Source organism: Burkholderia sp. FW306-1C-G01B (genome assembly GCF_058781685.1).
On record NZ_JBYSWZ010000019.1, the window covers coordinates 145,886 to 170,442 of the forward strand.

Annotated in this window: 17 protein-coding genes; 7 read left to right on the top strand and 10 right to left on the bottom strand. The window is 67.5% G+C overall.

Annotation, left to right across the window (positions count from 1 at the left end; genetic code table 11):
- Positions 1-83: 83 nt before the first annotated feature.
- The 3 genes from AC3WLY_RS30850 to AC3WLY_RS30860 are packed head-to-tail and all read left to right on the top strand — an operon-like array spanning position 84 to position 3,039.
- Positions 84-1,250: a branched-chain amino acid ABC transporter substrate-binding protein gene (locus AC3WLY_RS30850; protein WP_072436532.1), complete on the top strand. Its 1,167-nt coding sequence runs from the start codon at positions 84-86 to the stop codon at positions 1,248-1,250.
- Positions 1,251-1,271: 21 nt separating this feature from the next.
- On the top strand, positions 1,272-1,796 hold the full coding sequence (locus AC3WLY_RS30855) for an L-2-amino-thiazoline-4-carboxylic acid hydrolase (protein WP_175958858.1): 525 nt from the start codon (positions 1,272-1,274) through the stop codon (positions 1,794-1,796).
- Positions 1,789-3,039, top strand: coding sequence for a Zn-dependent hydrolase (locus tag AC3WLY_RS30860; RefSeq protein WP_492310673.1), 1,251 nt, complete (start codon positions 1,789-1,791; stop codon positions 3,037-3,039). Before AC3WLY_RS30855 ends, AC3WLY_RS30860 begins: the two co-directional genes overlap by 8 nt.
- 173 nt (positions 3,040-3,212) lie before the next feature.
- On the opposite strand, the gene AC3WLY_RS30865 is transcribed toward AC3WLY_RS30860, so the two are convergent.
- From AC3WLY_RS30865 to AC3WLY_RS30910, 10 genes are all read right to left on the bottom strand, one after another.
- Positions 3,213-4,049 carry a c-type cytochrome gene (locus AC3WLY_RS30865; RefSeq protein ID WP_492310674.1) on the bottom strand — a complete coding sequence of 279 codons (837 nt, stop codon included), beginning with the start codon at positions 4,047-4,049 and terminating at the stop codon, positions 3,213-3,215.
- Positions 4,050-4,322: 273 nt separating this feature from the next.
- Positions 4,323-5,606, bottom strand: coding sequence for a hypothetical protein (locus AC3WLY_RS30870; RefSeq protein ID WP_492310675.1), 1,284 nt, complete (start codon positions 5,604-5,606; stop codon positions 4,323-4,325).
- Positions 5,603-7,426 (bottom strand): glutamine--fructose-6-phosphate transaminase (isomerizing), encoded by a 1,824-nt coding sequence (glmS, locus tag AC3WLY_RS30875; protein ID WP_492310676.1) that lies wholly within the window; start codon positions 7,424-7,426, stop codon positions 5,603-5,605. The genes AC3WLY_RS30870 and glmS overlap by 4 nt, the downstream gene beginning before the upstream one ends.
- A gap of 118 nt (positions 7,427-7,544) precedes the next feature.
- Positions 7,545-8,033 (bottom strand): Biofilm PGA synthesis auxiliary protein PgaD, encoded by a 489-nt coding sequence (locus AC3WLY_RS30880; RefSeq protein ID WP_175958863.1) that lies wholly within the window; start codon positions 8,031-8,033, stop codon positions 7,545-7,547.
- The gene (gene pgaC, locus AC3WLY_RS30885) at positions 8,011-9,282 is read right to left on the bottom strand and encodes a poly-beta-1,6-N-acetyl-D-glucosamine synthase (RefSeq protein WP_175958864.1); all 1,272 of its coding nucleotides are present in this window, start codon (positions 9,280-9,282) and stop codon (positions 8,011-8,013) included. Before pgaC ends, AC3WLY_RS30880 begins: the two co-directional genes overlap by 23 nt.
- Positions 9,279-11,369, bottom strand: a complete 2,091-nt coding sequence (gene pgaB / locus AC3WLY_RS30890) for a poly-beta-1,6-N-acetyl-D-glucosamine N-deacetylase PgaB (RefSeq protein WP_492310677.1) — start codon at positions 11,367-11,369, stop codon at positions 9,279-9,281. Before pgaB ends, pgaC begins: the two co-directional genes overlap by 4 nt.
- A 15-nt stretch (positions 11,370-11,384) precedes the next feature.
- A complete protein-coding gene (gene pgaA / locus AC3WLY_RS30895) occupies positions 11,385-13,712 on the bottom strand; it encodes a poly-beta-1,6 N-acetyl-D-glucosamine export porin PgaA (RefSeq protein WP_310143578.1) in 2,328 nt (775 codons plus the stop codon).
- Between the two features lie 103 nt (positions 13,713-13,815).
- Positions 13,816-14,598: a hypothetical protein gene (locus AC3WLY_RS30900; protein ID WP_492310678.1), complete on the bottom strand. Its 783-nt coding sequence runs from the start codon at positions 14,596-14,598 to the stop codon at positions 13,816-13,818.
- Positions 14,599-14,661: 63 nt separating this feature from the next.
- The gene (locus AC3WLY_RS30905; protein WP_175958868.1) at positions 14,662-15,072 is read right to left on the bottom strand and encodes a hypothetical protein; all 411 of its coding nucleotides are present in this window, start codon (positions 15,070-15,072) and stop codon (positions 14,662-14,664) included.
- 720 nt (positions 15,073-15,792) lie between these two features.
- Positions 15,793-16,788, bottom strand: coding sequence for a LysR substrate-binding domain-containing protein (locus tag AC3WLY_RS30910; RefSeq protein WP_310143572.1), 996 nt, complete (start codon positions 16,786-16,788; stop codon positions 15,793-15,795).
- 616 nt (positions 16,789-17,404) lie between these two features.
- Here AC3WLY_RS30910 and AC3WLY_RS30915 point away from each other — a divergent pair.
- The 4 genes from AC3WLY_RS30915 to AC3WLY_RS30930 all read left to right on the top strand — a co-directional run bounded on the left by AC3WLY_RS30915 (position 17,405) and on the right by AC3WLY_RS30930 (position 24,355).
- Positions 17,405-18,820 carry a circularly permuted type 2 ATP-grasp protein gene (locus tag AC3WLY_RS30915; RefSeq protein WP_172902987.1) on the top strand — a complete coding sequence of 472 codons (1,416 nt, stop codon included), beginning with the start codon at positions 17,405-17,407 and terminating at the stop codon, positions 18,818-18,820.
- Between the two features lie 64 nt (positions 18,821-18,884).
- Positions 18,885-19,826, top strand: a complete 942-nt coding sequence (locus AC3WLY_RS30920) for an alpha-E domain-containing protein (RefSeq protein WP_072436547.1) — start codon at positions 18,885-18,887, stop codon at positions 19,824-19,826.
- 8 nt (positions 19,827-19,834) lie between these two features.
- A complete protein-coding gene (locus tag AC3WLY_RS30925) occupies positions 19,835-20,830 on the top strand; it encodes a transglutaminase family protein (protein WP_310143566.1) in 996 nt (331 codons plus the stop codon).
- A 93-nt stretch (positions 20,831-20,923) separates the two neighbouring features.
- Positions 20,924-24,355 (top strand): transglutaminase family protein, encoded by a 3,432-nt coding sequence (locus tag AC3WLY_RS30930; RefSeq protein ID WP_310143563.1) that lies wholly within the window; start codon positions 20,924-20,926, stop codon positions 24,353-24,355.
- The last annotated feature ends 202 nt before the right edge of the window (positions 24,356-24,557 follow it).

Genomic DNA, 24,557 nt, shown 5'->3' on the forward strand with positions numbered 1-24,557 from the left:
CATCCAACAATTGGATATTTGGGGTTTGGGTGCTGAATATTTAATATTTTTCATGTTTTGATTCGAGTCACCGATCCCCGCACATGAAAATCGCCTTCCTTCACGCCAGCCTCGTTTTCTCGGCGGCCGCCCTGGTCGCATCCGTTCCCGCGTTCGCGCAGTCCGCGCCGCAGACGGTCCTGATCGGTCTCGCCGCGCCGCTCACCGGCCCGTCCGCACGTATCGGCAAGGACTTGCAGAACGGCGCGCAACTCGCGATCGACGACGCGAACGCGAAGCATCCGACCATCGGCGGCAAGCCGGTGGTCTACAAGCTCGTCGCGGCCGACGACCAGTCCGATCCGCGCACGGCCGTCGCGGTCGCGCAGCAGCTCGTCGACCAGCACGTGATCGGCGTCGTCGGTCACTGGAACACCGGCTGCAGCGTGCCGGCGTCGCGTGTCTACCGCGACGCGGGCATTCCGCAGATCGCGCCGGCTTCCACCGGCCATCAATACACGCAGCAGGGCTACGCGACGGCCTTCCGCATCATGGGTCACGACGATGCGGGCGGCAACTTCACCGGCGCGTATGCGGTGAAGACGCTGAAGGCGAAGCGCATCGCGGTGATCGACGATCGCACGTCGTTCGGCGCGGGGCTGGCCGACCAGTTCATCAAGGGCGTGCAGGCGAACGGCGGCGCGATCGTCGATCGCCAGTACGTGAACGACAAGACGACCGACTTCAGCGGCGTGCTGACCGCGATCAAGGGCAAGCGCGCGGATCTCGTGTTCTTCGGCGGCCTCGATGCGCAGGCCGCGCCGATCGCGCGCCGGATGCGCCAGCTCGGCGTGAACGCGCCGCTGCTCGGCGCGGGCGGCTTCGTGAGCCAGACCTTCCTGTCGCTCGCGGGCAAGGACGGCGACGGCGTCACGGCGCTCGAACCGGGCCTGCCGCTCGACCGGATGCCGGGCGGCAACGCGTTCGACACGCAGTATCAGGCGCGCTTCCGCGCGCCGATCGAACTGCATGCGCCGTTCGCGTACGACGCGGCGGCCACGCTGATCGCGGCCGCGCAGAAGGCCGGCACGACGCAGCCGGCGAAGCTGGTCGCGGCGGTTCGCGCGATCGACCGGCCCGGCGTGACAGGCCGGATCGCGTTCGACGGCGAAGGCAACCTGAAGGACCCGGCGTTCACGATCTACCAGGTGCGTGGCGGCAAGTGGAGCGTCGTGGACGTGCTCGGCGGCTCGCGCACCGCAACGAAATAAACGACGCAAGGAGACGACCCCATGACCGACCCGATCCAGGCATCCGCCGCCGCACCCGAGGACACGCGCCTCGGAATCCTCGCGCGGCGCCGCATCGAAGCGGAAATCATCAAGCCGATCTACGAGATCATGAAGCGCGAGTTCGGCGCCGAGCGCGCGCAGGCCGTGATCGCGGAAGCCGTGCGCGGCGCGGCCGTCGACGCGGGCCGCACGTTCGCCGCGCAGGAGCCTGGCGGCACGAGCGTGAAGTCGTTCATCGCGCTGCAGGTGCTGTGGGAGAAGGACGATGCGCTCGATGTCGAGGTGCGGCGCGCGGACGACGCGCACTACGACTACGACGTGCATCGCTGCAGCTACGCGGAGATGTATCACGCGATGGGGCTCGGCGAGATCGGCCACCTGCTGAGCTGCGCGCGCGACAGCTATTTCATCCAGGGCTATGCGCCGAACATCGCGCTGACGCGCACGAGCACGATCATGCAGGGCGGCAAGCGCTGCGATTTCCGCTACGCACTGCAGAGCGCGCCGGAGAACGGCGATGCGTGACGACAACGTGAATGCGCCGCGCGTCGACAGCGATCGCCTGTGGGCGTCGCTCGAGCGGATGGCGCAGATCGGCGCGACGCCGAAGGGCGGCGTCTGCCGTCTCGCGCTGACCGATCTCGATCGCGAGTCGCGCGACCTGTTCGTGCAGTGGGCGCGCGACGCCGGCTGCACGGTGCGCGTGGACCGGATGGGCAACGTGTTCGCGCGCCGCGCGGGCCGCAATCCCGATGCCGCGCCGGTGCTGACGGGCTCGCATGCCGATTCGCAGCCGACGGGCGGCCGCTACGACGGCATCTACGGCGTGCTCGGCGGGCTCGAGGTCGTGCGCGCGCTGAACGACGCGGGCATCGAAACCGAACGCCCGATCGACGTCGTGATCTGGACCAACGAGGAAGGTTCGCGCTTCGCGCCGGCGATGATCTCGGCCGGCGTGTTCGCGGGCGTCTATACGCTCGACTACGGGCTGTCGCGCACCGACAGCGCGGGCAGGACGATCGGCGAGGAACTGGAGCGGATCGGCTACGCGGGCGCCGAGCCCGTCGGCGGTCATCCGGTGCACGCAGCGTACGAACTGCATATCGAACAGGGCGCGATTCTCGAGCGGGCCGGCAAGACGATCGGCGTCGTGACGGCCGGGCAGGGGCAGCGCTGGTACGAGGTGACGCTCACCGGTGTCGATGCGCACGCGGGCACGACGCCGATGGAATTCCGTCGCGATGCGCTGGTCGGCGCCGCTCGGATGATCTCGTTCATCGACGTACTCGGCCGCCGTTACGCGCCGTACGCGCGCGCGACGGTCGGGATGATCGAAGCGCGGCCGAATTCGCGCAACACGGTGCCGGGCGGATGCTTCTTCACGGTCGAGTTTCGGCATCCCGACGATGCGGTGCTCGACGAGCTGGACGCGGCGCTGCGCGCGGAACTCGCCCGCGTGGCGGACGAGACCGGCCTCGGCGCGCAGATCGAGCAGATCTTCAAGTACCCGCCGATCCCGTTCGCGCCGCGCTGCATCGACGCGGTGCGTGACGCGGCCCGGGCGCTCGGGCTGTCGCACATGGATATCGTGTCCGGTGCGGGGCATGACGCGTGCTACGTCGCGCGCGTCGCGCCGACCGGGATGATCTTCGTGCCGTGCGTCGACGGGCTGAGCCACAACGAGGCCGAAGCGATTACGCCCGAATGGGCGGCGGCGGGTGCCGACGTGCTATTGCGCGCGGTGTTGCAGAGCGCTCAGGAAGCGTGAGCCTGACGAAGGCGGCCCGGCGGGCGGGTGTTCGCCGGCAGTTCGCACGCGTTCGGATCGCCGTTCGGCAGGACCGTCGCCCTGAGCGGGTGCGTCTGCGCGGCCTCGATCGATGCGATGGTGAACGGCGTGTCGCCTGACGTCATCAACTCCTTTTATTGTCCGGCCGTGCGTTACTTGCCCGCCTTGCGCCGCGCCATATACGAGAGATACGCGACGATCTGGTCGAGTTCCCGATCGCTCAACTGATCGGGCGGAAACGCCGGCATGCTTCGGCCCGGCCAGTCGCGCACCGACGCCGGGTTGCGGATGTAGCGGCGCAGCGCGGCGGGCTGGAAGTAGTCGACCGGATTCATCGGTGCGTTCAGGTCGGGGCCGGCATGGCTGCTGCCCGCACCGTCGACGCGGTGGCACGCGAGGCATTGCGTGACGAACAGGTGCTGGCCCGCGCGGGCCGGATCGCTTGCAGGCAACGCGGGATCGACGGCGAGCGACGGCCAGCGGGCGACCGGCGACGATTCGATCGTGACGCGCACGATCTGGTAAGGCCACTGCTCGCCGCGTACCGACGACGCGTCCGGCCCGAGCCACACGAGATAGAACGGCCCCGCGCTGACCTGCTTGCCGGGCAGCTTCGGCCACGGATGGGCCGAATCCTCGATCGCGAGCCATGCGACGGCGCCGGCCGGCGCGCGGCGGCGCACGAGATCGAGCGGCAGTTGCGCGGCGAAGCCGTCGGCCGCGCGCGTTTCGAGCACGCCGTCGGCCGGCAGCGGCGTGTCGCCGAGCAGCGCGGCGAACGGCACGGCGCGGAACGTCATCGGCCGGCCGTACGCGATGTCGCGCGGCACGTGGATCTCCGTCGCATCGGGGCGCGCGAGCAGCGTCTGCCGCGTCAGGGCGCGGGCCGTGCCGTCGGTATCGAGTTCGAGCGTGGGCTGGGCCGACGCAGGTTGTCCGATCAGGCAAACCGTCAGCAGCACAAGCGAAAACCACTGGCGCTTCAGCATTCGTTCTCCGGGAAGGGGCGTTCCGGCGGCGGCAGGACGCGCAAGCCGCGGCCGATGGAAGGAATCGGGCGACAGTCTATCCGGTACGCGCGGCGCTGGCGACTTCGGCGCGGGAAAGGTGGGGCGGGCATGACGGACAGGCCCGCGACAGCGTGTCCGGCTACCAGGCGGCCTGGCGTTGTCGCAGCGCGGTTCGAGCAGCGGGAAACGAAGGGCAGGGTGGCGGACACGCGCACTGCCCGCGTTCACGAGATTGCCGTTACCGGACCGCCGTCAGCGATTCGCACACGGCACTTCGTTCTTCGACAACGGCGTGTCCCGCTGCGGTTCGAAATCGGTTTCGCGCGCGCCCGACGGTGTCAGCGACACGAAATGCATCGCCGCGCCTTGCGCCGGGAAACCGGCAATGCCCGTCGTGCCCCACGGAATCGGCGAGCGCTGCGCGCCGCTCACCGAAATGTCCGCCGGCGCAAGTGCCAGCGTCAGCAGCCGCCCGTCGCGGGTCGGCACGTACGCATGCGTGCCGGAGACACCGATGCCGGATTCGCGCACCGACGCCGGCAGGCAGTCGAGCGTCGCCGTGCGGCGGCCGTTCGGGTCGATCAGCATCGCGACGCCGCGATCGTCCGCCGTCGTCGTGACGACGATGAAGCGGTCGATCGCCGGCACGTAGGCCGACGAGTACACGTAGTACCGGATCGCACCGTTCAGCGCCCCGAGCTTGTCGAGCTTCGCCGTGACCGGATCGAACATTGCGTATTCGAGCGTCGCGTCCGTGCTGCCTTCGATGAATTTCTGCCAGACGAGCAGCGCGTTGCGCGGCGAACCGGCGATCACGGGCCACCACTCGCGGCGGTGCGGCGCGACCGCGACATGGTTCAGCTCGCGCCCGGCCGCATCGTAGGTCTTCAGGTAGACGCCGTTGCCGGTGCCGAGGTTGTCGACGCCGCCGCCGTCGATCCAGTCGGCGGAATAGAACACGACGAAGCGTTCGCCCGCCGTCGCGACATGCCCCGAGTGGCCGCCCGGCTCGACGTCGTTCGGGTAGGGCTTGACGGGCTTCAGGTCGCGGCGGTAGACGCCGTAGCGCTGGCTGACTTCCTGCGGCGCGTTCCAGCCGTCCTCGAACGTGACGAAGATGTCGCCGCGCGCGTTCTGCGCGATCGACACGGGCTCCTGCGCCTCGGGGCGGCTGATGAACGGTCGGACGCGCAGCAGGTGCGGCTTGCCGGGCAGCCACTCGCCGACGTACACGTCGTGCGGCCAGTTGCCGTTGGGCATCGCGCCGCGCGGCACGATGCCCGAACTGCTGAAGAACACCCAGCGTTTGCCGTTGCCCGCATCGGCCACGCCGATGCCGTGCATGAAGCGGCGCGAGTCGCCGGTGTCTTGCGGCGCTGCCGGGCCCTGCACGGTGACCGTATGCACGACGGGCGCGGCGGCCAGCGCCGACGGCGGTGTCGCGACGACGCAGCACGCGCCGCAGAGCGCAGCCGCGACGCGGCGAGCCGCGCTCGGCCGCGTGCCCGCCTGCGCCGCGTGCGTTCGCCCCGTCATTCGACGGTCACCGATTTCGCGAGATTGCGCGGCTTGTCGACGTCGGCGCCGCGCGCGCAGCCGACGTGATACGCGAGCAGCTGCAGCGGGATCACGTTGACGATCGGCGACAGCAGGTCGCCCGAATCGCGCACGCGGATCAGGTGCGTATCGCGATCGGCGTCGATCGCGAGCTGGTTGCCGGCGAGCACGTAGAGCCGCCCGCCGCGCGCGCGCACCTCGGCCATGTTGGACTTCAGCTTCTGGAACAGGCGGTCGTCCGGCGCGATCGTGACGACCGGCATCGCGCTCGTGACAAGCGCGAGCGGACCGTGCTTCAGTTCGCCGGCCGGATAGCCTTCCGCGTGGATGTACGACACCTCCTTGAGCTTCAGTGCGCCTTCCATCGCGATCGGGAAATGAATGCCGCGCCCGAGGAACAGCGCGTTCTCGGTGCGCGCGAACTTCGCGGCCCAGCCCATGATCTGCGTTTCCAGCGCGAGCGCGTGGCCGATGCGCTCGGGCAGCGCGTGCAACTGCTTCAGGTGCGTCGCGACCTGCGCGGCGTCGAGCCGGCCGCGCAATTGCGCGAGTGTCAGCGTCAGCACGAACAGCGCGACGAGCTGCGTCGTGAACGCCTTGGTCGACGCGACGCCCAGCTCGATCCCGGCCCGCGTCAGGAACCGCAGCGGCGCGTTGCGCGCGATCGTGCTGGTCGCCACGTTGCAGATCGCCATCGACAGATCCTGGCCCATCTCGCGCGCACGCGCGATCGCGCCGATCGTGTCGGCCGTCTCGCCCGACTGCGAAATGCCGACGACGAGCGTGCGCGGATCGGCCACGGTGTCGCGGTAGCGGAATTCGCTGGCGATCTCGACCTGCGCGGGCACGCCCGCGATGCTTTCGAGCCAGTACTTCGCGGTCAGGCCCGCGTAGTAGCTGGTGCCGCAGCCGAGCAGCAGCACGCTCCGAACGCGCGACAGCAGCGCGCGCGTGCTTTCGCTCTCGTCGAACAGCGCCGGCGAGATCGTGTCGATGCCGTCGAGCGTGCTGGCGATCGCCTTCGGCTGCTCGAAGATCTCCTTCTGCATGAAGTGCTGGTACGGGCCGAGCGCGGCGTCGCCGTCGCGCGCCTTCACGTGGCACAGCGGGCGCTGCGCTTCGTGCCCGCCCGAGTCGACCACGGCGATGCGCTCCGGCGTGATCAGCGCGACGTCGCCGTCTTCCAGGTAGACGAAGCGGTCGGTCAGGTCGCCGAGCGCCGCGCAGTCCGACGCGAGGTAGTTCTGTTCGGCGCCGATGCCGATCACGAGCGGCGAGCCGGCGCGCGCGGCGACGAGGCGCTGCGGCTCGCGCGCGCTCAGCACCGCGATCGCGTACGCGCCGTGCAGCCGCTTGACGGCGCGCATGACGGCGTCGAACAGGTCGTCGCGATAGAGGCTGTGGATCAGGTGCGCGATCACCTCGGTGTCGGTTTCGCCGCGAAACGCGTATCCGCGCTGCCGCAACTCGACGCGCAGCGCGTCGTGGTTCTCGATGATGCCGTTGTGCACGACCGCGATCGTGTCGCCCGACATGATCGGATGCGCGTTCATTTCCGACGGCGCGCCGTGCGTCGCCCAGCGCGTATGCGCGATGCAGGTCTGCGCTTCGAGACCGAGCGTCAGCACGCGATCCTGCAGGTCCGTCACGCGCCGCAGCGTGCGTTCGCTGAGCAGGCGTCCGTTGCCTTGCACGGCGATGCCGCACGAATCGTAGCCGCGATACTCGAGCCGGCTCAGCGCATTGACCAGTTGCGGCACCTGATTGCCGATGCCGCTTGCTCCGACGATTCCGCACATGATTCACCTCGTCCACAAGAAGTTGCCGGCCTGCCGGCGATGCACGGCAGCGCGGCGTCAGGAGCGGCGCCGCGCTGCACGGATGCCGTCCCGTGCGCGTCGGCGCGTCTCCGCTGACCTACTCGCGGGGCGGCGGCCCCGCATGGGCTACCCATTCGATGCCGGAAATCGACCCGTTCGCGTCGTGCGACGCAACGAGAATGCGCGTCGTGCGCCGCGCGCCGCGCCGGCGGGCGCCGGCCAGCGCGGTCGGCGGCACCGCGCGCACCTTCGCGCTGGCCGAGCGCCGCAGCATCTTCGACACGCGCAGCCGGTACGCGAGCGGATGCACGACGCGCCCCGCGATCAGCCACGTGACGGTCGTGCCCGCGATGATCGCGATGCAGGTCGCGTAGAACACGATCTGTTCGATCGGCATCTCGGCCTCGTTGAACGGCAGCAGGTAGCGGTACGTGTAGATGCAGATCGATGCCCACACGGCGCCCACCAGCGCGGGCCGCACGAGGCGGAACCAGCCGACCAGCACGAGCCCGGTGATGCGGCCGCGCTCGGCGATCATTTCGCGCGGCGTGCGCAGGGAAAGGTCAATAATCGGTGCGTTCTTCATGTTGAATGCCTCGGTCGGGGCTGACCCATACGGCCCGCTTGCCGCGGCCCCGCAATAGGACGGCGGGCAGGGCGACGACGGTGGTGATCATGCTGATCAGCCAGAAGGCCACGGGATACCAGACGGTGTCCAGGAAATACATCAGGAGTTTTTCGTCGTAACGACGGTCGATCATGCTGCCGATGATCAACTGCAGGATGCAGGTGGCGACCAGCAGCATCCCGTGCCAGTGCGGCACGACCGATACGTGCCAGTCCAGCGGCAAGGGATGGAAGACATCGACGAGCGCGAGCAGCAGGATGAACGACATCGAGTAGGCCCACGCGATGCCGATCAGGTATTCGACGAACAGCGGCCACATCATCATCTGCGTCGGCCGTGCGAGCGTGCCCGCATACTTCATCAGCACCTGGATGCCGCCTTTCGCCCAGCGCAGCCGCTGCCGGTACAGCCCCTTCACCGTTTCGGGCATCAGGATCCAGCTCAGCGCGTGCGGTTCGTATACAACGCGCCAGTCGCGGCACTGCAGCTTCCAGCTGATGTCGATGTCCTCGGTCAGCATGTCCGAGCTCCAGTAGCCGACGTCGGCGAGCGCGGTCTTGCGGAACATCGTGATGACGCCCGACACCGTGAAGATGCGGCCGTACACCTGCTGCGTGCGCTTGATCAGCCCGACGATCGACGAGAATTCGCCGACCTGCATGCGGCCGAGCAGCGACGTGCGCGTGCGGATGCGCGGGTTGCCGGTCACGGCGCCGACGCCGGGATCGGTCAGGAAGTGCTCGAGCATCCAGCCGATCGCGTCGTGCGCGAGCAGCGAATCGCCGTCGATGCACAGCAGGTATTCCGCGTTCGATACGGCCGCCGCGGTCGTGAGCCCGACCGCCTTGCCTTCGTTGCGCGCGTGATGGATCACGAGCAGCCGCGGGATCTCCACGGCCAGTTCGTTGAGGATCTCGCCGGTGCGATCCTTGCTGCCGTCGTTGACCGCGATGATGTCGTAGTTCGGGTACTGCATCGCGTTCAGGTGGCCGATCACGTCGCGCGCGTTCGCGGCTTCGTTGAAGCAGGGCACGACGATCGAGATCTTCGGGATGCCGCTCGACGCGATCGTCCGCGTCGACAGCTCGCGCCCCTCTTCGAGCAGGAAGTAGTGCACGACACCGCCGATCATCCACAGATACGACATGAAGAACGGGTAGTAGAAGACGAAATCCTGCAGGCGCTGGATGATGCCGTGGGTCGTCATGGTGTCTTCGTTCCTTGCGGACGCTGCATCTGCATCAGCGCGTTGATCGACGTCGGATCGAGACGCGACTTCAGCGACATCACGTCGCGCATCGTGTCGAGATCCGGCTGGTTGTTCAGGAACTTGTCCGGGTAGTAGCCGAAGTTCACCGCGCCCTTGCTGCGCAGCCGCCGCATCTGCGCGATCAGCGCGCTGCCGGAAATGTCCTTGCGCTCGCGCCAGTCGTACGACTGCAGTTCGAACACGGTGCGCGCGAGGCCGCGCTGTTTCGCGCGGACGGCGTCGACGAGCTGGTCCATCCAGCGCTGGGGGTCCGGCGCCTGTTCCATGTACGGCATCGCCATCAGCGCGACGAAGTCGTAGGTGGCGAGGAAATCGTCGTAGTTCTGCGCGTACCATGCTTCGGACTCGGGCTTCAGTACCGGCAGCGCGAAGATGTTGCGCGCGGTCAGCACGTCGCCCGCGTTCTGGTTCGCGAGCACGATCTGCTCGAGCTGGCGCGTCAGCTCGATCAGGTAGCGCGTCTTCTGCCGCGTCCAGCGGCTCATCAGGTCCGGCGTCGCGCGGATCTTGCCGATGTCGGCCGGCAGCCCCCACTGCGAATACGTGCTCAGCGCGTGCCGGCCCGCATCCTCGTAATCGTCGAGCACGGCATCGTCGCTGAACAGGATGCCGTTGAACGACGCGTACTTGCCGAGATCCTCGTAGATCTGCTCGATCATCAGCCGCGCTTGCGGATCGAACGGGCTCAGCCGATACACGCGCGAGCCGTTTTCGCGCGCGGGCGCGCCGCTGTACGCGCTGACGGCCTCGAGCCCGCGATGCTTGTCGGCCGGCGGGCGGAACGCCAGCACCGGCATCCATGCGTACACCTGCACGTTGGCGCGCGTGTTGAGCTGCCACGCGGCGCGCGAGAACAGGTCGCCACGCATCGGCAGGTGCCGGTTCGGGAAGTACAGCGATTCCGCGACGCCCGTGCCCTTCGGATCGGCGAACGCCTGCAGGTACACCGATTTCGGCTGCATCCGGTGGATGCGCTCGATGAGCTTGCCGAGATTCGTTTCCTGCCGCCCCGGATCCGGATCGTAGACCTGGTCGAGATCGACCTGCACGACGCGCTCGGGGATATCGACGTCGCCGCGGTTGGTCGCCGGCTCGCGCATCGACCGCTCGAACCCGCCGATGTCGACGTCGTACATCATCAGGATCCGCCGCAGCCGGTCGAGCGGCACGTCCGGCGTATTCGGGCCGGCGTCGAGGCTGAACTGGATGTCCATGCCGAGCGACGTCGAAATCTTGCGCACGGGCTGGTTTTCCGCGCCGTATGGCCAGACCATCGAGCGTGCGACGATGCCGGTGCGTTCGCGAATCTGCCGCACGCATGTGTGAAGGTCGTCACGCACGCGGGCTTCGAACTCCGCATCGGTTTCATAGCGCTTCTCGTTCTGGAGGTACAGGTGCGACGTGGTGGCCGGCAACTCGTTGCCCTGCGGATTCGCGACCGCGCCGTGATGGAGGTTGTGCGTGTGGCACGCGAGCTCGACGAGATTCGACTTGCCGACCTTTTGCACCTCGTCCCACGACATGAAGTAGTCGCGCGGCATCTGGATCCTGTCGCTGATGCGGATCGGCGTATTCGGTGGTGCGTCGATCCACGCGGTGACGATGCCCATCACGGCCGGATACTTGAAGCGTTCGAGCAGCGGCAGGACTTTCGTGTAGTGGCTGCGGTAGCCGTCGTCGAACGTGAGCAGCACCGCGCGCGGCGGCAGCGGCTTGCCGCCGTGCCGCGACGCCTCGATCTGCTTGACCGTGATGGTGTGATAGTTGTTGGTCTGCAGCCACGAGAAGATGGCGGTGAGCGTACCGGTATCGACCGCGTACGGATCGACCATCGTCGACGAGGCGAACGTCGACAGCAGGTTGTCGCGCACGTCGTGCAGGCAGATCACGCGGAACGTCTTGCCGTCGACGGGATCGGACGGTGGCAGCAGGTCGATCATCCGCGCATTCGTCACGCCCGGGAACAACGAACAGGCTGCAAACGTGCCGAGGCATCCGCACATGAAGAACCGTCTGGATTGCATCGTTCGAGCTCCTTTCTAAAACGGCAGGTTGAGCGACAGGAAGCCGGTTTCGGAACGCTCGCGCTGGCCGTCGTATGCGTGGCTGCTGACCTCGACGCCGTAGGTCAGCGTGATGTCGTGCTTGAACGTCCACGTGTGCGCGAGGCGGGCGCTCCACAGCGGACTGGTGCCGAAGCCGCGCTCGTTGTACACGCCGCCGGACGCCGACAGACGCTGCTGCAACGACATGTCGCCCTTCTTCCACAGCGTCAGCTGATGCATGACGGTCGCCGCGGCCGCGTAGTCGCGGCCCGGGCTGAAGTAGGGCGCGTCCCGCCGCGTGTTGCTGTCGGTGCCGAGATTCAGCGATACGTTGACGAGCTGGTTCGCGGACGTGTACACGCGCTGCGTGCCGGTCGCGGAAATCTCCTGGTGCAGGTTCGAATCGCTGTAGCGGCTCACGCCGTAGCTCAGCTTGACTTCGCGGCGGTCGTTCTGGCGATACACGACCTCGACGTTCGCCGAGCGGCCCCAGATGTGCGCGAGATACGCCTTCCACGGCAGCGAGTTGTCGTTGGAATCGAGCGCGCCGCTGACCGTCCAGTAATCGTTGAGGTTGTACGTGATGGAGCCGCGGCCGCCCGTGCGTCCGTCGCCGCCGAACGAGCGCGTGACTTCGCCCAGGATCGTGAGCGGCCCGTGCCGGTAGTCGCCGCCGACACCCGTGCGCGTGCGGCTGACGCTGCCGGCGTCGGTTTGCGCATGGCCGAAGAACGTGTGGGAAAACACGCGCCAGTTGTCGCCGAACGGTTGCGAATACACATAGCTGTCCGACGAGAAGCTGTTGTCGGCCAGTGCGCTGTTGCCGTGCTCGAAGCTCAGGTCGGTCGTGAACAAGGGGCTGCGGTACGCGTTGTAGTCGCGCTTGAACGCGCGCACGGCGCCGCTGTCCGGGAACGTGTTGCCGACGGTCTGGTCGACGCTCTTCGCGCTCGCGTAGTCGTCGGCCGTCAACGATGCGCGGCCGAGCCCCGCGAGCATTTCCACGTTGTCCGGGTGGTCGGTCAGCGACGCGCGATACATCGCGATCGCCTGGCGCGGATGCGACTGGCCCGATACGGCGTCGGCGTGCGCGGCGCGGACCTCGGCATTGAACGGCACTTCCTTCTCGAGCTTTTCCAGCGCGGCGATCCCTTCTTCAACCCGGCCCGTGTAGATCAGGTATTGCGCCTGCAGCCGGTAGTAGCGCAGGTAGTCGTCGTTTTCCGGCCCCCAGGTCCGCACCTGGTTGGCCGGCGGCAGCGATTTGCCCATGTCGTCGAGCACCCGGCTCGCGTCAGCCGCGCGTGCCTGGTCGACGTACGACCAGAACAGTCCCTCGCGCAATTCGATCGGACGCGTGCGCGCGCCGTACAGGAAGCCGCGCGTCGCACGGTCCGTCGGCGACGCGGTCGCCTGCGTCAGCGCGCGCTGGTACACGGCGTTGGCCTTGCCCGGTTCGCTCAGGTACAGGTACGCGTCGCCGACGGCCGCCAATGCGTCGATCGAGATTTCCGCATCCGGCGGAATCGTCTCGAACGTCGCGACGGCCGTCTTCATTTCGCCGCGCGCGGCGTAGGCGATCGTCCGGTCGCCGGCGAGCGCCGTCCTGACCTGCGAATACTCGGGCGTGGCCGGCATCCGCTTGTCGAGGTCGTCCGCGGCGCGCAATGCGCTGTCGAGCCCGTCGAAGCGGTCGGCGCTCGTCATCGAGCGCGACTTGTCGCGTCCGCCGCGCACCTGCTGGCGAATCGACAGCTCCTCGAGCTGCGCGAGATCGACGGCGGAGAAGACGTCGGGGCGGGCTTTCGCTTCCTCCAGCGCCATGACCGCGCCGCCGCTCGACGCGAGCCCGAACACGTCGTTGCGGACGGTGGCCGGATCGGCGGTGCGGAGGTCGGGCATCTGCGCGTTCGGGGTTTCCGCGTCGGGGATCTGGGCGCCTGGCGGTTGGGCACTCGATGGTTGAGCACCCGGCGCCTGCGCATTCGGCATCGGCGCGCCGGGTGTCTGCGGTGTCGGCGTCTGGGCAGCGGGTGCCTGGGCGTTCGGCATCTGGGCACCCGCGGCCTGCGCGATCGGGGTCGGCGCATTCGGCGGCGGCGCGTCCGGCGCGAGCGCGCCCGGTGTCGGCGCGCCCGGCGGCTTCGGATCCGGCGCGCCGCTGGTCCCGGCGATTTCGCCGATGCTGCCCGGTTCCGTGTCGCCTTCGGCGGAGAAGCAGGGGCCGGACGCGACGAGCAGCAACACGAGCGGCGCATGCAGGAGGATCCGCCGGCTGGACGGGGCGATGGTGGTGCATTGTTGTTTACGATTGTTGGCCACGGTATGTCCTCACTTCGAAACGATCACATCGGTTGCCCCCGACGATGCGCGCCGCCGCTCGCCATGCTGCCGGACGGCGAGGGCCCGGTCATGCGGAACCGGCTCACAGACGATTGCGGATCGCCTGCCCGAGTAACGCACGCGATTCGCTGTTCGTCGGGTCGATCGCGAGCGCCCGGCTTGCGTTTTGCTCCACACAGTTCCATTCGTCGATCTGTGCGCACCAGCGCGCCTTTGCCAGCGCGCGGGCGCCTTCCAGTTCCGCGTGCGTGACGCTTGCCGTCTGCATCCGTGCCGTGTCGGTGCTGTACGACTGCGGCTTCGGCGCGAGGTCCATGCGCTTTCTCGTGCCCGCCAGCGTCTCGGTTCGCGGTGCGCGATGCGCATCGCCGAGCCGTGCGTTGGCACGGTCGTGGGCCGGCGCGGCATGCGTATTCGCCGCGAGTTTCACGGGCGGCGCGTGCGACGGTTGGCGGTGTTTCGCGGCGGCGCGGGACGCTGCCCGCGGCGCGGCTTCCGGTTCGACCGCGAGCTTGACGGGCGGCGCTGCAGCAGCGGATGGCGCCGGTGGCGCGAGCGGAGTGGCCGGTGCGATCATCGGCGCCGGCCCGGGGGCGGCCGATGTTCCGGACACGCCGGACGCACCGGTTGCGCGGGACGTCGCGGCCACGATCGCGTTGCGGTATTTCCCGACGGCGGTTGCGATCACGCCGGAGAGGTCGTGCGTCACGCTCGCATGGCGGAGCGCCGTGTCCCGCTCGGCATACGCGAAGATGCCGAAGATCGTGGCAAACGCGACGAAGCTGAGTGCGGCGTTCTTGCCGGGACCCCAGGAGGGTTTCGACTGGCGGGCCGGCGGGTCGCCCGGTCGTTCTGCGCGAGCCATTCAATGCTCCTCGATTCGATACGCTGCGGTGAATGACATTGTCGGAGCGGGTTCAGGCGGCGCTCACCATCGCAATTGCGTGGTGAGTACGCCCGTTTCGACGATCGCGAACTGCGTGGCGCCCTGATAGGTCCCTTCGACCCGGTAGCTCGCCTCGGGCACGCTGAACAGGCAGCGCGATCCCGATGCGTTGAATTCGACGAGCACGCGGCCGTGTCGCCTCAGGCGCACCTGTACGTTGGCAAGCGGTTGCCCGGTCCGGGCCGACGCGAACGACACGCCGAGGTTGTACGGACGGCCGTCGGGGGGCAGCGGCGCCGTACCGTCGATTTGTGCATCGCCGCAGATATACGAAATGACGTAGCGGCCTGAGCCGGAACCGGACGCGGGTGTCTGGGCCGTGGCATTCAGGCAGAGCGCGGATATGACGACGCTCAGGAAAGGGCGAGCATGTTGTCGAAACGAGGAAGACATTGCAACCTCCCGTCCGGAATCAATGGCAGCGCATTCATTCCGGGTCTCCGAGTCAAGTTTGCCGACGTTCTTTTTGCGACACGCTATTGATACACGATGGATTTTGAATCAACAACCGCGTGTGGCTTGAATGGAACGGCGGCGAAAGATATTATCTAAACAGGATTGCGACGGATTTGTACGCCCCGCTTACCGCTGAAGAAAGTCGATATTGCCAGATATGAATATTGCTTTCGGTACGTATGATCGAGCACGCATTGAATCAAGTCGGAGGTATCGAAATTCGTACCGAAAAATAACGACTGATAAAAGAAAGTTTTGCGCCTGTGTTCAAGGCGAATCGATGAATTTTAGACACAGATTACGCGATTTTAAATGGGGCGCGACGTCTTTTTTGATATTCGTTTCGTTACATGCAAATAGAAACTTTTTATTTGTTCTGTAACAGGGTATTTCTGATATTAAAATAAGAAGAGATATTGGAGGTCGACGCGACGAGATTAAAAGATGCGATTTTTAATCGCAAACGTTTGCATTTTATTTGATATCGATTCCAGGCCTGAAAAGTGATTTCGAGGGTTGCGGCGGGATTGCCGATTGCTGCGGGAAAGGAGGGCGCGTTCGATATGAAGCGGCGCGACCCACAGGCACGCGGACACCGCATTGCCCGGGATCGCATCCGCACCCGCGCCGTTGACGCGCACGGCGCGGACGCGAATGTCAGCGGCTGCCGCCCGCGCTTCGCCGCGCGATGCGCATCGCCGGCGCGGCCGCTTGCTCGGCAGCGCTCGCGCCTTCGGCCGCCGTGCGCGGCCGGTTCATGATGTAGGTCCACAGCTGCTCGGCCGCGAGCCCGCGCTTGCGCGCGGATCGATACAGGCGGATTTCGAGTTCGGTGATCCAGTCCCCGGAGCCCGCGCACACGAGCGTGCCCTCCGCGAGTTCCTTCTCGACGCAGCTTTCGGGCAGCCAGCCGATCCCGTGCCCGGCCACGACCATGCCCTTCAATGCCTCGGACATATGCGTCTCGAAGCATCGGTGGAGTACGTACGGCTCGGTCGCATTCAGCAGCAGCATCTCGACGATGTTCCCGAGAAACGCGCCCGACGAATACGCGAGCAGCGGCAGCGGGGCATCGGGCGTGCCCGGCAGCTGGAACACGGGCTTGCCGCGCGCGTCGGGCGTCGACACCGGCAGGATCCGCTCGACGCCGAGGCTGACGAACGGGAAGTGGTTCGGGTCGAGCACGATCGGCAACTGCGGATGGTGATAGCCGAGCAGCAGGTCGCATTCGCCTTCGACGAGCTGCTGCACGCCTTCCGGCACGTTCACCGCGTTCACGCGCGCGGTCACGTGGCCGACCTCGCCGTTGAGCTGCTTGAGCCATTCGGGAAACAGCGTGAAGACGAGCGTATGCGCGACGGCAAAACGCACGACCTGGTCGCTGGCCGCGAACTGGTCGTAGCCGTTCACGAGATTGCGCGCCGCATACATGCTGCGCAGGATGTCCGCGGCGAGCCCGCGGAACATCTGTCCGGCCGGCGTCAGCGTGATCGGGTTGATGCTCCGGTCGACCAGCTTCGCGTCCATCCAGGTTTCGAGTGCGGCGATTCGTCTGCTGAATGCAGACTGCGTCAGGTGCCGGTTACGCGCGGCACGGGAAAAGCTCTTGGTATCCGCAAGGCTCAGGAAATCTTCCAGCCACTTTGCTTCCATTTCGATCTTCGCTTTTTATAGTCGGGCGCCGGGAGGGCGGCGGCGGCGCCGCTTCGCTGCAACAATTTTCTAGCGTACCGCGCCTCGCGCCGGTCGTCCCGATGTTTTTTTTCGATGGGTGTCAGTCGAAATATGCATGGGCATTGTCGGCGGGATTACGGCTGCATAGCGTTGAGGTGCCGGACCCGGCTAACCGGTTAGTTCATCGCGTCGAACTGCCGGTGCCGCCGCAGACGGTACTTCCCCAGGGCCTGGCCGCGCGGTGCGCGTGCCGGCCCGCCTTCCCGCCCTTCGGTTCAGGCGGCCGGCGATCCGGCGGCCGGCGCTGCGGCGCTCCGGGCGGGCCGTCTTTTTGTGCAGTGCAGATTGCGCATTCATGACGCGCGGGAGAACTATGTTCGGCAGACGCGGTGCAGCATCGGGCCGTGCGCGATCGCGGCGCATCGATGCCGCCATCGGCGTCGCGCGCTGCACCGTAATGGTGCGGCAGGCCGCGCGGGCATGCCCGGCGCGGCGCAAAAGGGGGGATATCGCAAGGCACGGTCCTTGCAGAGTAGTCATTACGCCGGTCCGGCATGCGCAATGCCGGGGAAAACGATCGATGGAGAAAAGATCGATGAAGCCATTCGATGAAATGCTGCAATCCGGCGACATGGTAAGGGCGCCTTACGCGCGCCTGAAGCAATGGCTCGACACGCAGAATCCCGCGAGCCTCGCCCAGAAAGCCCACGACGCGGAGGGCGTGTTCCGCAAGACGGGCATCACGTTCGCCGTCTACGGCGACGCGGAGGCCGCCGAGCGGCTGATTCCGTTCGATATCGTCCCGCGCATCATCTCGGGTTCGGAATGGAGCCGGCTGTCGCTCGGCATCGAGCAGCGCGTGATGGCGCTCAACGCGTTCCTCGACGACATCTACCACCGCCAGGAGATCGTGCGCGCGGGCATCGTGCCGAAGCACCTGATCGCGCACAACGAAGCGTTCATTCCGGAGATGATCGACTTCCGGCCGCCCGGCAACGTTTACACGCACATCATCGGCGTCGACATCGTGCGCACCGGCGAGAACGAGTTCTACGTGCTGGAGGACAACGCGCGCACGCCGTCCGGCGTGTCGTACATGCTGGAAAACCGCGAGACGATGATGCAGCTCTTCCCCGAGCTGTTCCAGCAGGTGAAGGTGCGTCCGGTCGAGACCTATCCGCAGATGCTGCGCCAGTCGCTCGCGGCCGTGTGCCCGCCGGGCGGCAACGCCGACAACCCGACCATCGCCGTGCTGACGCCCGGCATCCACAATTCCGCGTACTACGAACATTCGTTCCTCGCCGACCAGATGGGCGTGCACCTCGTCGAGGGCAGCGACCTGCAGGTGATCGACGGCCGCGTCGCGATGCGCACGACCGAAGGCTTCCAGCCGATCGACGTGCTGTACCGGCGCGTCGACGACGCGTTCCTCGATCCGCTCACGTTCCGCCCCGATTCGGTGCTTGGCGTCGCGGGGATCATGGACGTGTACCGCGCGGGCAACATCACGATCGCGAACGCGCCCGGCACCGGCATCGCCGACGACAAGGCGATCTACTCGTACATGCCGGAGATCGTCGAGTTCTACACGGGCCGCAAGGCGCTGCTGGAGAACGTGCCGACCTGGCGCTGCGGCGATGCGGACAGCCTGAAATACGTGCTCGAGCATCTGGACGAACTGGTCGTGAAGGAAGTGCACGGCTCGGGCGGCTACGGGATGCTCGTCGGGCCGTGCGCGTCGAAGGCCGAGATCGAGGCGTTTTCCGCGAAGCTGCGCGCGCGGCCCGCGAACTACATCGCGCAACCGACGCTGGCGTTGTCCACGACGCCGATCCTGACCGAAGCCGGCCTCGCGCCGCGCCACGTCGACCTGCGCCCGTTCGTGCTGGTGTCGGACCGGATCCGCATCACGCCGGGCGGGCTCACGCGCGTCGCGCTGAAGGAGGGCTCGCTCGTCGTCAACTCGAGCCAGGGCGGCGGCACCAAGGACACCTGGGTGCTGGCCGACTGAGCCGGACACGACCGCGCGCGCCGGAGCCGGCGCGCCAACCGAACGAAGACGGAGTGGACACGAGATGCTTCTGGGACGTACTGCAAGCGGTCTCTACTGGATGTACCGCTATATCGAGCGCGCGGAGAACATCGCGCGCATCGTCGATGCCGGGCTGCGGATGGCGCTCACGCGCACGTCCGATGCGCCGGCCGAATGGTCGTCGGTGCTCGTCAGCTCGGGCGCCGACGACGGCTACCGGCAGAAATACGATGCGTATGCGGCCGATACCGTGACTGACTACCTGCTGCGCGACCGCGACAACCCGTCGAGCGTGCTGTCGTGCATCGAGGCCGCGCGCTCGAACGCGCGGATGGTGCGCACGGCGCTCACGCGCGAGGCGTGGGAGAGCGTGAACGGCGCGTGGCTCGCGCTGCGCCGCGCATTCGAGCGGCCGGTGCCGGAGAGCGAGCTGCCGGCGGTGCTCGACGCGGTGAAGCGCGAAACCGCGCTGATCCTCGGCAGCTTCTACAGCACGATGCTGCGCAACGAGATCTTCGATTTCGCGCAGATCGGCGCGTTCGTCGAGCGCGCGGACAACACCGCGCGCATCATCGACGTGAAGTACCACCTGCTGCTGCCGTCGGTGTCGCACGTGGGCACGATCCTCGACAACTACCAGTGGGAAACGATCCTGCGCTGCGTGGCCGCGCACCGTTCGTACCGCTGGGTGTACGACGTGCAGTACAAGCCGATGAACATCGCCGACTACCTGATCCTGAACGGCCGCATGCCGCGTTCGCTGCGTTATTGCTACGGGCGCGTCGTGTCGAGCCTGAACCTGCTCGCGAAGGATTACGGCGTGACACACCCATGTCACGACACGGCCGCGAAGATCCTGCAGATGCTGTCCGATACCTCGGTCGAGCGGATTTTCAAGAGCGGCCTGCACGAGTTCCTGACCGACTTCATCGGCCGCAACAACAGCCTCGGGCTCGAAATCGCCCAGGCCTACAACTTCGACTGAGGCTTGCCATGCGACTCGCCATCCGACACATTTCGCGTTATCAGTTCGACGATCAAGCCACCCATGCGCTGCAACGGCTGCGGCTGCGCCCGCAGTCCGGGCCCGGGCAGACGGTGCGCGCGTGGCAGGTCACGATCGACGGCGTCGAGCCGACGCTGTCGTACGCCGACGGGCTCGGCAACCGGATCGACCTCGTGCGTCACGACCGCGGCGCGAAGGCCGAGATCGTCGTCGTCGCGGCCGGCGTCGTCGAGACGCAAGACCGCGCGGGCATTCTCGGCAATCCCGAAGGTTATGCGCCGCCGTGGATCTTCGAGCGCGAGACCGCGCTCACGAAGGCGGGCGACACCGTGCGCGCGCTCGCGCAGGCGCTGCCGATCGAGCCGTACGGCCTCGACGCATTGCACTGGCTGATGACGGAAGTGCACGGCCGCATCGCGTACGCGCCGAACCTGGCCGCCGACGCGCCCGTCGATGCGGAAACCGCGCTGCAAAGCGGCGAGGGCACGAGCCGCGACCATGCGCACGCGTTCATCGCGGCCGCGCGCGCGCTGAAGATTCCCGCCCGCTATATCTCGGGCTACGTGCTCGCCGACAGCGCGATGCAGCGCATCGCCGACGCGAAGCAGAACGCGGGCGACGACGAAGACGAGGAAGCGCTCGCGTTGCAGAGCGGCGAGGGCATGCAGCAGGCGCTCGGCGCGTCGCATGCTGCGCAGTCGCAATCGCAGGGCCAGTCGCAGGGCCAGTCGCAGGCGGCGCTCGGCGCGCAGCCGCAAGCCGCCGCGCTGATGCAGCAGCCGGCCGGCCATGCATGGGCCGAGGCCTATGTCGAAGGGCTCGGCTGGGTCGGGTTCGATCCGTTCATGAACCGCTGCCCGGACGAGCGCTACGTGCGCATCGCGGTCGGCCTCGACTATCGCGACGCGCAGCCGGTGACGGGGCTCGGCGCGACGGCTGTCGGCGTCGAGATCAGCGTCGTGCAGACGCCCGAACTCGTCTGACCGGACGCGCGCTTTCGCCGCATCCGCCATGCCGGGCCGCCGCGTCGACAGCGACGCGGCGCGCGCGGCCGATCCAACCCGAATCGAGCTCCCATGTCCATCCACGTCGCGCTGCATCACACCACCCGCTACCGTTACGACCGGCTCGTCAACCTCGGCCCGCAGGTCGTGCGGCTGCGGCCCGCGCCGCACTGCCGGACGCCGATCCTCGCGTATTCGATGACGGTCGAGCCCGCGCAGCACTTCATCAACTGGCAGCAGGACCCGTTCTCGAACTATCTCGCGCGGCTCGTGTTTCCGGAGCGCACCGAGTACTTCGAGATCACGATCGATCTCGTCGCCGAGATGTCGGTGTACAACCCGTTCGACTTCTTCCTGGAAGCGAGCGCGGAGCAATATCCGTTCGACTATGACGACGCGCTGAAGACCGAGCTCGCGCCGTATCTCGTATGCGATCCGCAGACGAGTGCGTCGCCGCTGTTCCGCGCGTATGTCGATGGCGTCGACCGCACGCCGGCCGGCACCGTGAACTTCCTCGTCGCGCTGAACCAGCAGCTTCAGCACGACATCGGCTACCTCGTGCGGATGGAGCCGGGCGTACAGACGCCCGAACAGACGCTGAAACTCGCATCCGGCTCGTGCCGCGACAGCGCATGGCTGCTCGTGCAGCTTTGCCGCCATCTCGGCATCGCCGCGCGCTTCGTGTCGGGCTACCTGATCCAGCTCACGCCCGACGTGAAATCGCTCGACGGCCCGAGCGGCACGTCGGTCGACTTCACCGACCTGCACGCGTGGTGCGAGGTCTACCTGCCGGGCGCCGGCTGGATCGGCTTCGATCCGACGTCGGGCCTGCTTGCCGGCGAAGGGCATATCCCGCTCGCGTGCACGCCGCAGCCGACCAGCGCCGCGCCGGTCGAAGGGCTGATCGACGAATGCGAGGTGTCGTTCGAGCACGAGATGGCCGTGACGCGCGTGTACGAATCGCCGCGCGTGACGAAGCCGTATACGGAATCGCAGTGGGATGCCGTGCGCACGCTCGGCACGCAGGTCGACGGCGCGCTGGCGGCCGGCGACGTGCGGCTCACGCAGGGCGGCGAGCCGACCTTCGTGTCGATCGACGATCGCGACGGCGCCGAATGGAACACCGATGCGCTCGGCCCGACCAAGCGCGGCTATGCGACCGAGCTCGTGCAGCGGCTGCGCGCCGAATACGGCGACGGCGGCTTCCTGCATTTCGGGCAGGGCAAGTGGTATCCGGGCGAGCAACTGCCGCGCTGGGCGCTGTCGATCTTCTGGCGCGCGGACGGCCAGCCGGTATGGCACGATCCGTCGCTGTTCGCCGACGAGCGCGAGCCGTCCGCGTATACGACCGACGACGCGAAACGCTTCATCGACGCGCTGGCCGCGCGGCTGAACCTGACCGACGAATTCATCCGCCCCGGCTACGAGGACGTCTGGTATTACCTGTGGCGCGAACGCCGGCTGCCCGTCAACGTCGATCCGTTCGACTCGCGCCTCGACGACGAGCTCGAACGCGCGCGGCTGCGCAAGGTGTTCGAGCAGCAGCTCGACAGCGTGGTCGGCTACGTGCTGCCGGTCAAGCGTACGGACGACGAGCGGGGCCGCCATCGGCCGGGCCTCGACGGGCCGCGCTGGCAGACGGGCCCGTGGTTCTTCCGCGACGAGCGGATGTACCTCGTGCCCGGCGATTCGCCGATGGGCTATCGGCTGCCGCTCGATTCGCTGCCGTGGGCCGCCCGCGCCGACCATCCGTACCTGGTCGAGCGCGATCCGTTCGCGCCGCGCGCCGCGCTGCCGGAAGCCGCCGCCATCCGCGCGCGCTACGCGGGCCCGGCCGACGCGCCGCGCTACCTGTCCGGCGTGCATCGCGAAGCGTCCGCGCAGACCGTGATGCAATGGCGCGGCGACGACACGGCCAGCGGGCGGCATGCCGCGCATGCGCACGACCCGCAGCGCCGGCCCGAGCGCTTCGAATCGGCCGCGTGGATCACGCGCACCGCGCTGTGCGTCGAAGTGCGCAAAGGCATCCTGTACCTGTTCATGCCGCCGCTCGCCGCGCTCGAGGATTATCTCGAACTGCTCGGCGCGATCGAGCTGACCGCGCACGCGCTCGGCGTGAAGCTCGTGCTCGAAGGTTATCCGCCGCCGCGCGACGCACGGCTGAAGCTGCTGCAGGTGACGCCCGATCCCGGCGTGATCGAGGTGAACATCCATCCGGCCGCGAGCTTCGACGAGCTCGTCGATCACACCGAATTCCTGTACGACGCCGCATGGCAGTCGCGGCTCAGCAGCGAGAAGTTCATGGTCGACGGCCGTCACGTCGGCACGGGCGGCGGCAACCACTTCGTGCTCGGCGGCGCGACGCCGGCCGACAGCCCGTTCCTGCGCCGCCCGGACCTGCTTGCGAGCCTGATCTCGTACTGGCACAACCATCCGTCGCTGTCGTACCTGTTCTCCGGGCTTTTCATCGGGCCGACGAGCCAGGCGCCGCGCGTCGACGAGGCGCGCAACGACCAGCTCTACGAACTCGACATTGCGTTCGCCGAGATCCAGCGCAACAAGCTGCTCTACGGGCAGGACATGCCGCCGTGGCTCGTCGACCGCGTGCTGCGCAACCTGCTGATCGACGTGACGGGCAATACGCACCGCAGCGAGTTCTGCATCGACAAGCTGTATTCGCCCGATTCGTCGACCGGCCGCCTCGGCCTGCTCGAACTGCGTGCGTTCGAGATGCCGCCGCATGCGCGGATGAGCATCGTGCAGCAATTGCTGCTGCGCGCGCTGGTCGCGCGCTTCTGGGCCGCGCCGTACACGACGCCGCTTACGCGCTGGGGCACCGCGCTGCACGATCGTTTCATGCTGCCCGCATTCCTTCAGATGGATTTCGACGACGTGCTGGCCGAACTGCGCGACGCCGGTTTCGCGTTCGATCCGGCATGGTTCGCGCCGCACTTCGAATTCCGCTTCCCGCTGTTCGGCCAGATCGCGGTGAACGGGATGCAGCTGTCGCTGCGCGGCGCGCTGGAGCCGTGGCACGTGATGGGCGAGGAGGGCGCGCCCGGCGGCACGGTGCGCTACGTCGATTCGTCGGTCGAACGGCTCGAAGTGCGCGTGACGGGGCTGAACGACAACAGGCACGTCGTGACGGTCAACGGCCGCGCGCTGCCGCTGCAGCCGACCGGCACCGTCGGCGAATACGTCGCGGGCGTGCGCTACAAGGCGTGGGCGCCGCCGTCGGCGCTGCATCCGACCATCGGCGTGCACGCGCCGCTCACGTTCGACATCGTCGATACGTGGCTGCAGCGCTCGCTCGGCGGCTGTCGTTATCACGTCGCGCATCCGGGCGGGCGCAACTACGCGACGTTTCCCGTCAATGCGTACGAGGCCGAGAGCCGCCGGCTCGCGCGCTTCGTCGAGATGGGGCATACGCCGGGGCGGATGAGCGTGTCGGCTGCCGCGCCGAGCCGCGAATTCCCGTTCACGCTCGATCTGCGGCGGCCGTGACCGGCCGATGACGGGGCGGACGACGATGCGCGGTTCGCGATTTCCCGGCGCGCCGGCCGATCGCGGCCCCGCCGGAATGCTAGGATGCGGGCAGATTGCGGCCGCGCGCCGCGGCCCGCCGCCGGTGCGGCGGCGTGCATGCGCGGCCGCGCCCTGACGACGAAACGACACCGTGCAGCCCATTTACTCCGACCATCTCGCC

Coding starts and splice junctions, on each gene's coding strand:
- AC3WLY_RS30930 (WP_310143563.1), top strand. CDS start 20,924: ATGTCCATCCACGTCGCGCTGCATCACACCACCCGCTACCGTTACGAC.
- AC3WLY_RS30865 (WP_492310674.1), bottom strand. CDS start 4,049: ATGCTGAAGCGCCAGTGGTTTTCGCTTGTGCTGCTGACGGTTTGCCTG.
- glmS (WP_492310676.1), bottom strand. CDS start 7,426: ATGTGCGGAATCGTCGGAGCAAGCGGCATCGGCAATCAGGTGCCGCAA.
- AC3WLY_RS30860 (WP_492310673.1), top strand. CDS start 1,789: ATGCGTGACGACAACGTGAATGCGCCGCGCGTCGACAGCGATCGCCTG.
- AC3WLY_RS30920 (WP_072436547.1), top strand. CDS start 18,885: ATGCTTCTGGGACGTACTGCAAGCGGTCTCTACTGGATGTACCGCTAT.
- AC3WLY_RS30880 (WP_175958863.1), bottom strand. CDS start 8,033: ATGAAGAACGCACCGATTATTGACCTTTCCCTGCGCACGCCGCGCGAA.
- AC3WLY_RS30925 (WP_310143566.1), top strand. CDS start 19,835: ATGCGACTCGCCATCCGACACATTTCGCGTTATCAGTTCGACGATCAA.
- pgaB (WP_492310677.1), bottom strand. CDS start 11,369: ATGCAATCCAGACGGTTCTTCATGTGCGGATGCCTCGGCACGTTTGCA.
- AC3WLY_RS30850 (WP_072436532.1), top strand. CDS start 84: ATGAAAATCGCCTTCCTTCACGCCAGCCTCGTTTTCTCGGCGGCCGCC.
- pgaC (WP_175958864.1), bottom strand. CDS start 9,282: ATGACGACCCACGGCATCATCCAGCGCCTGCAGGATTTCGTCTTCTAC.
- AC3WLY_RS30905 (WP_175958868.1), bottom strand. CDS start 15,072: ATGTCTTCCTCGTTTCGACAACATGCTCGCCCTTTCCTGAGCGTCGTC.
- AC3WLY_RS30900 (WP_492310678.1), bottom strand. CDS start 14,598: ATGGCTCGCGCAGAACGACCGGGCGACCCGCCGGCCCGCCAGTCGAAA.
- AC3WLY_RS30870 (WP_492310675.1), bottom strand. CDS start 5,606: ATGACGGGGCGAACGCACGCGGCGCAGGCGGGCACGCGGCCGAGCGCG.
- AC3WLY_RS30855 (WP_175958858.1), top strand. CDS start 1,272: ATGACCGACCCGATCCAGGCATCCGCCGCCGCACCCGAGGACACGCGC.
- AC3WLY_RS30910 (WP_310143572.1), bottom strand. CDS start 16,788: ATGGAAGCAAAGTGGCTGGAAGATTTCCTGAGCCTTGCGGATACCAAG.
- AC3WLY_RS30915 (WP_172902987.1), top strand. CDS start 17,405: ATGAAGCCATTCGATGAAATGCTGCAATCCGGCGACATGGTAAGGGCG.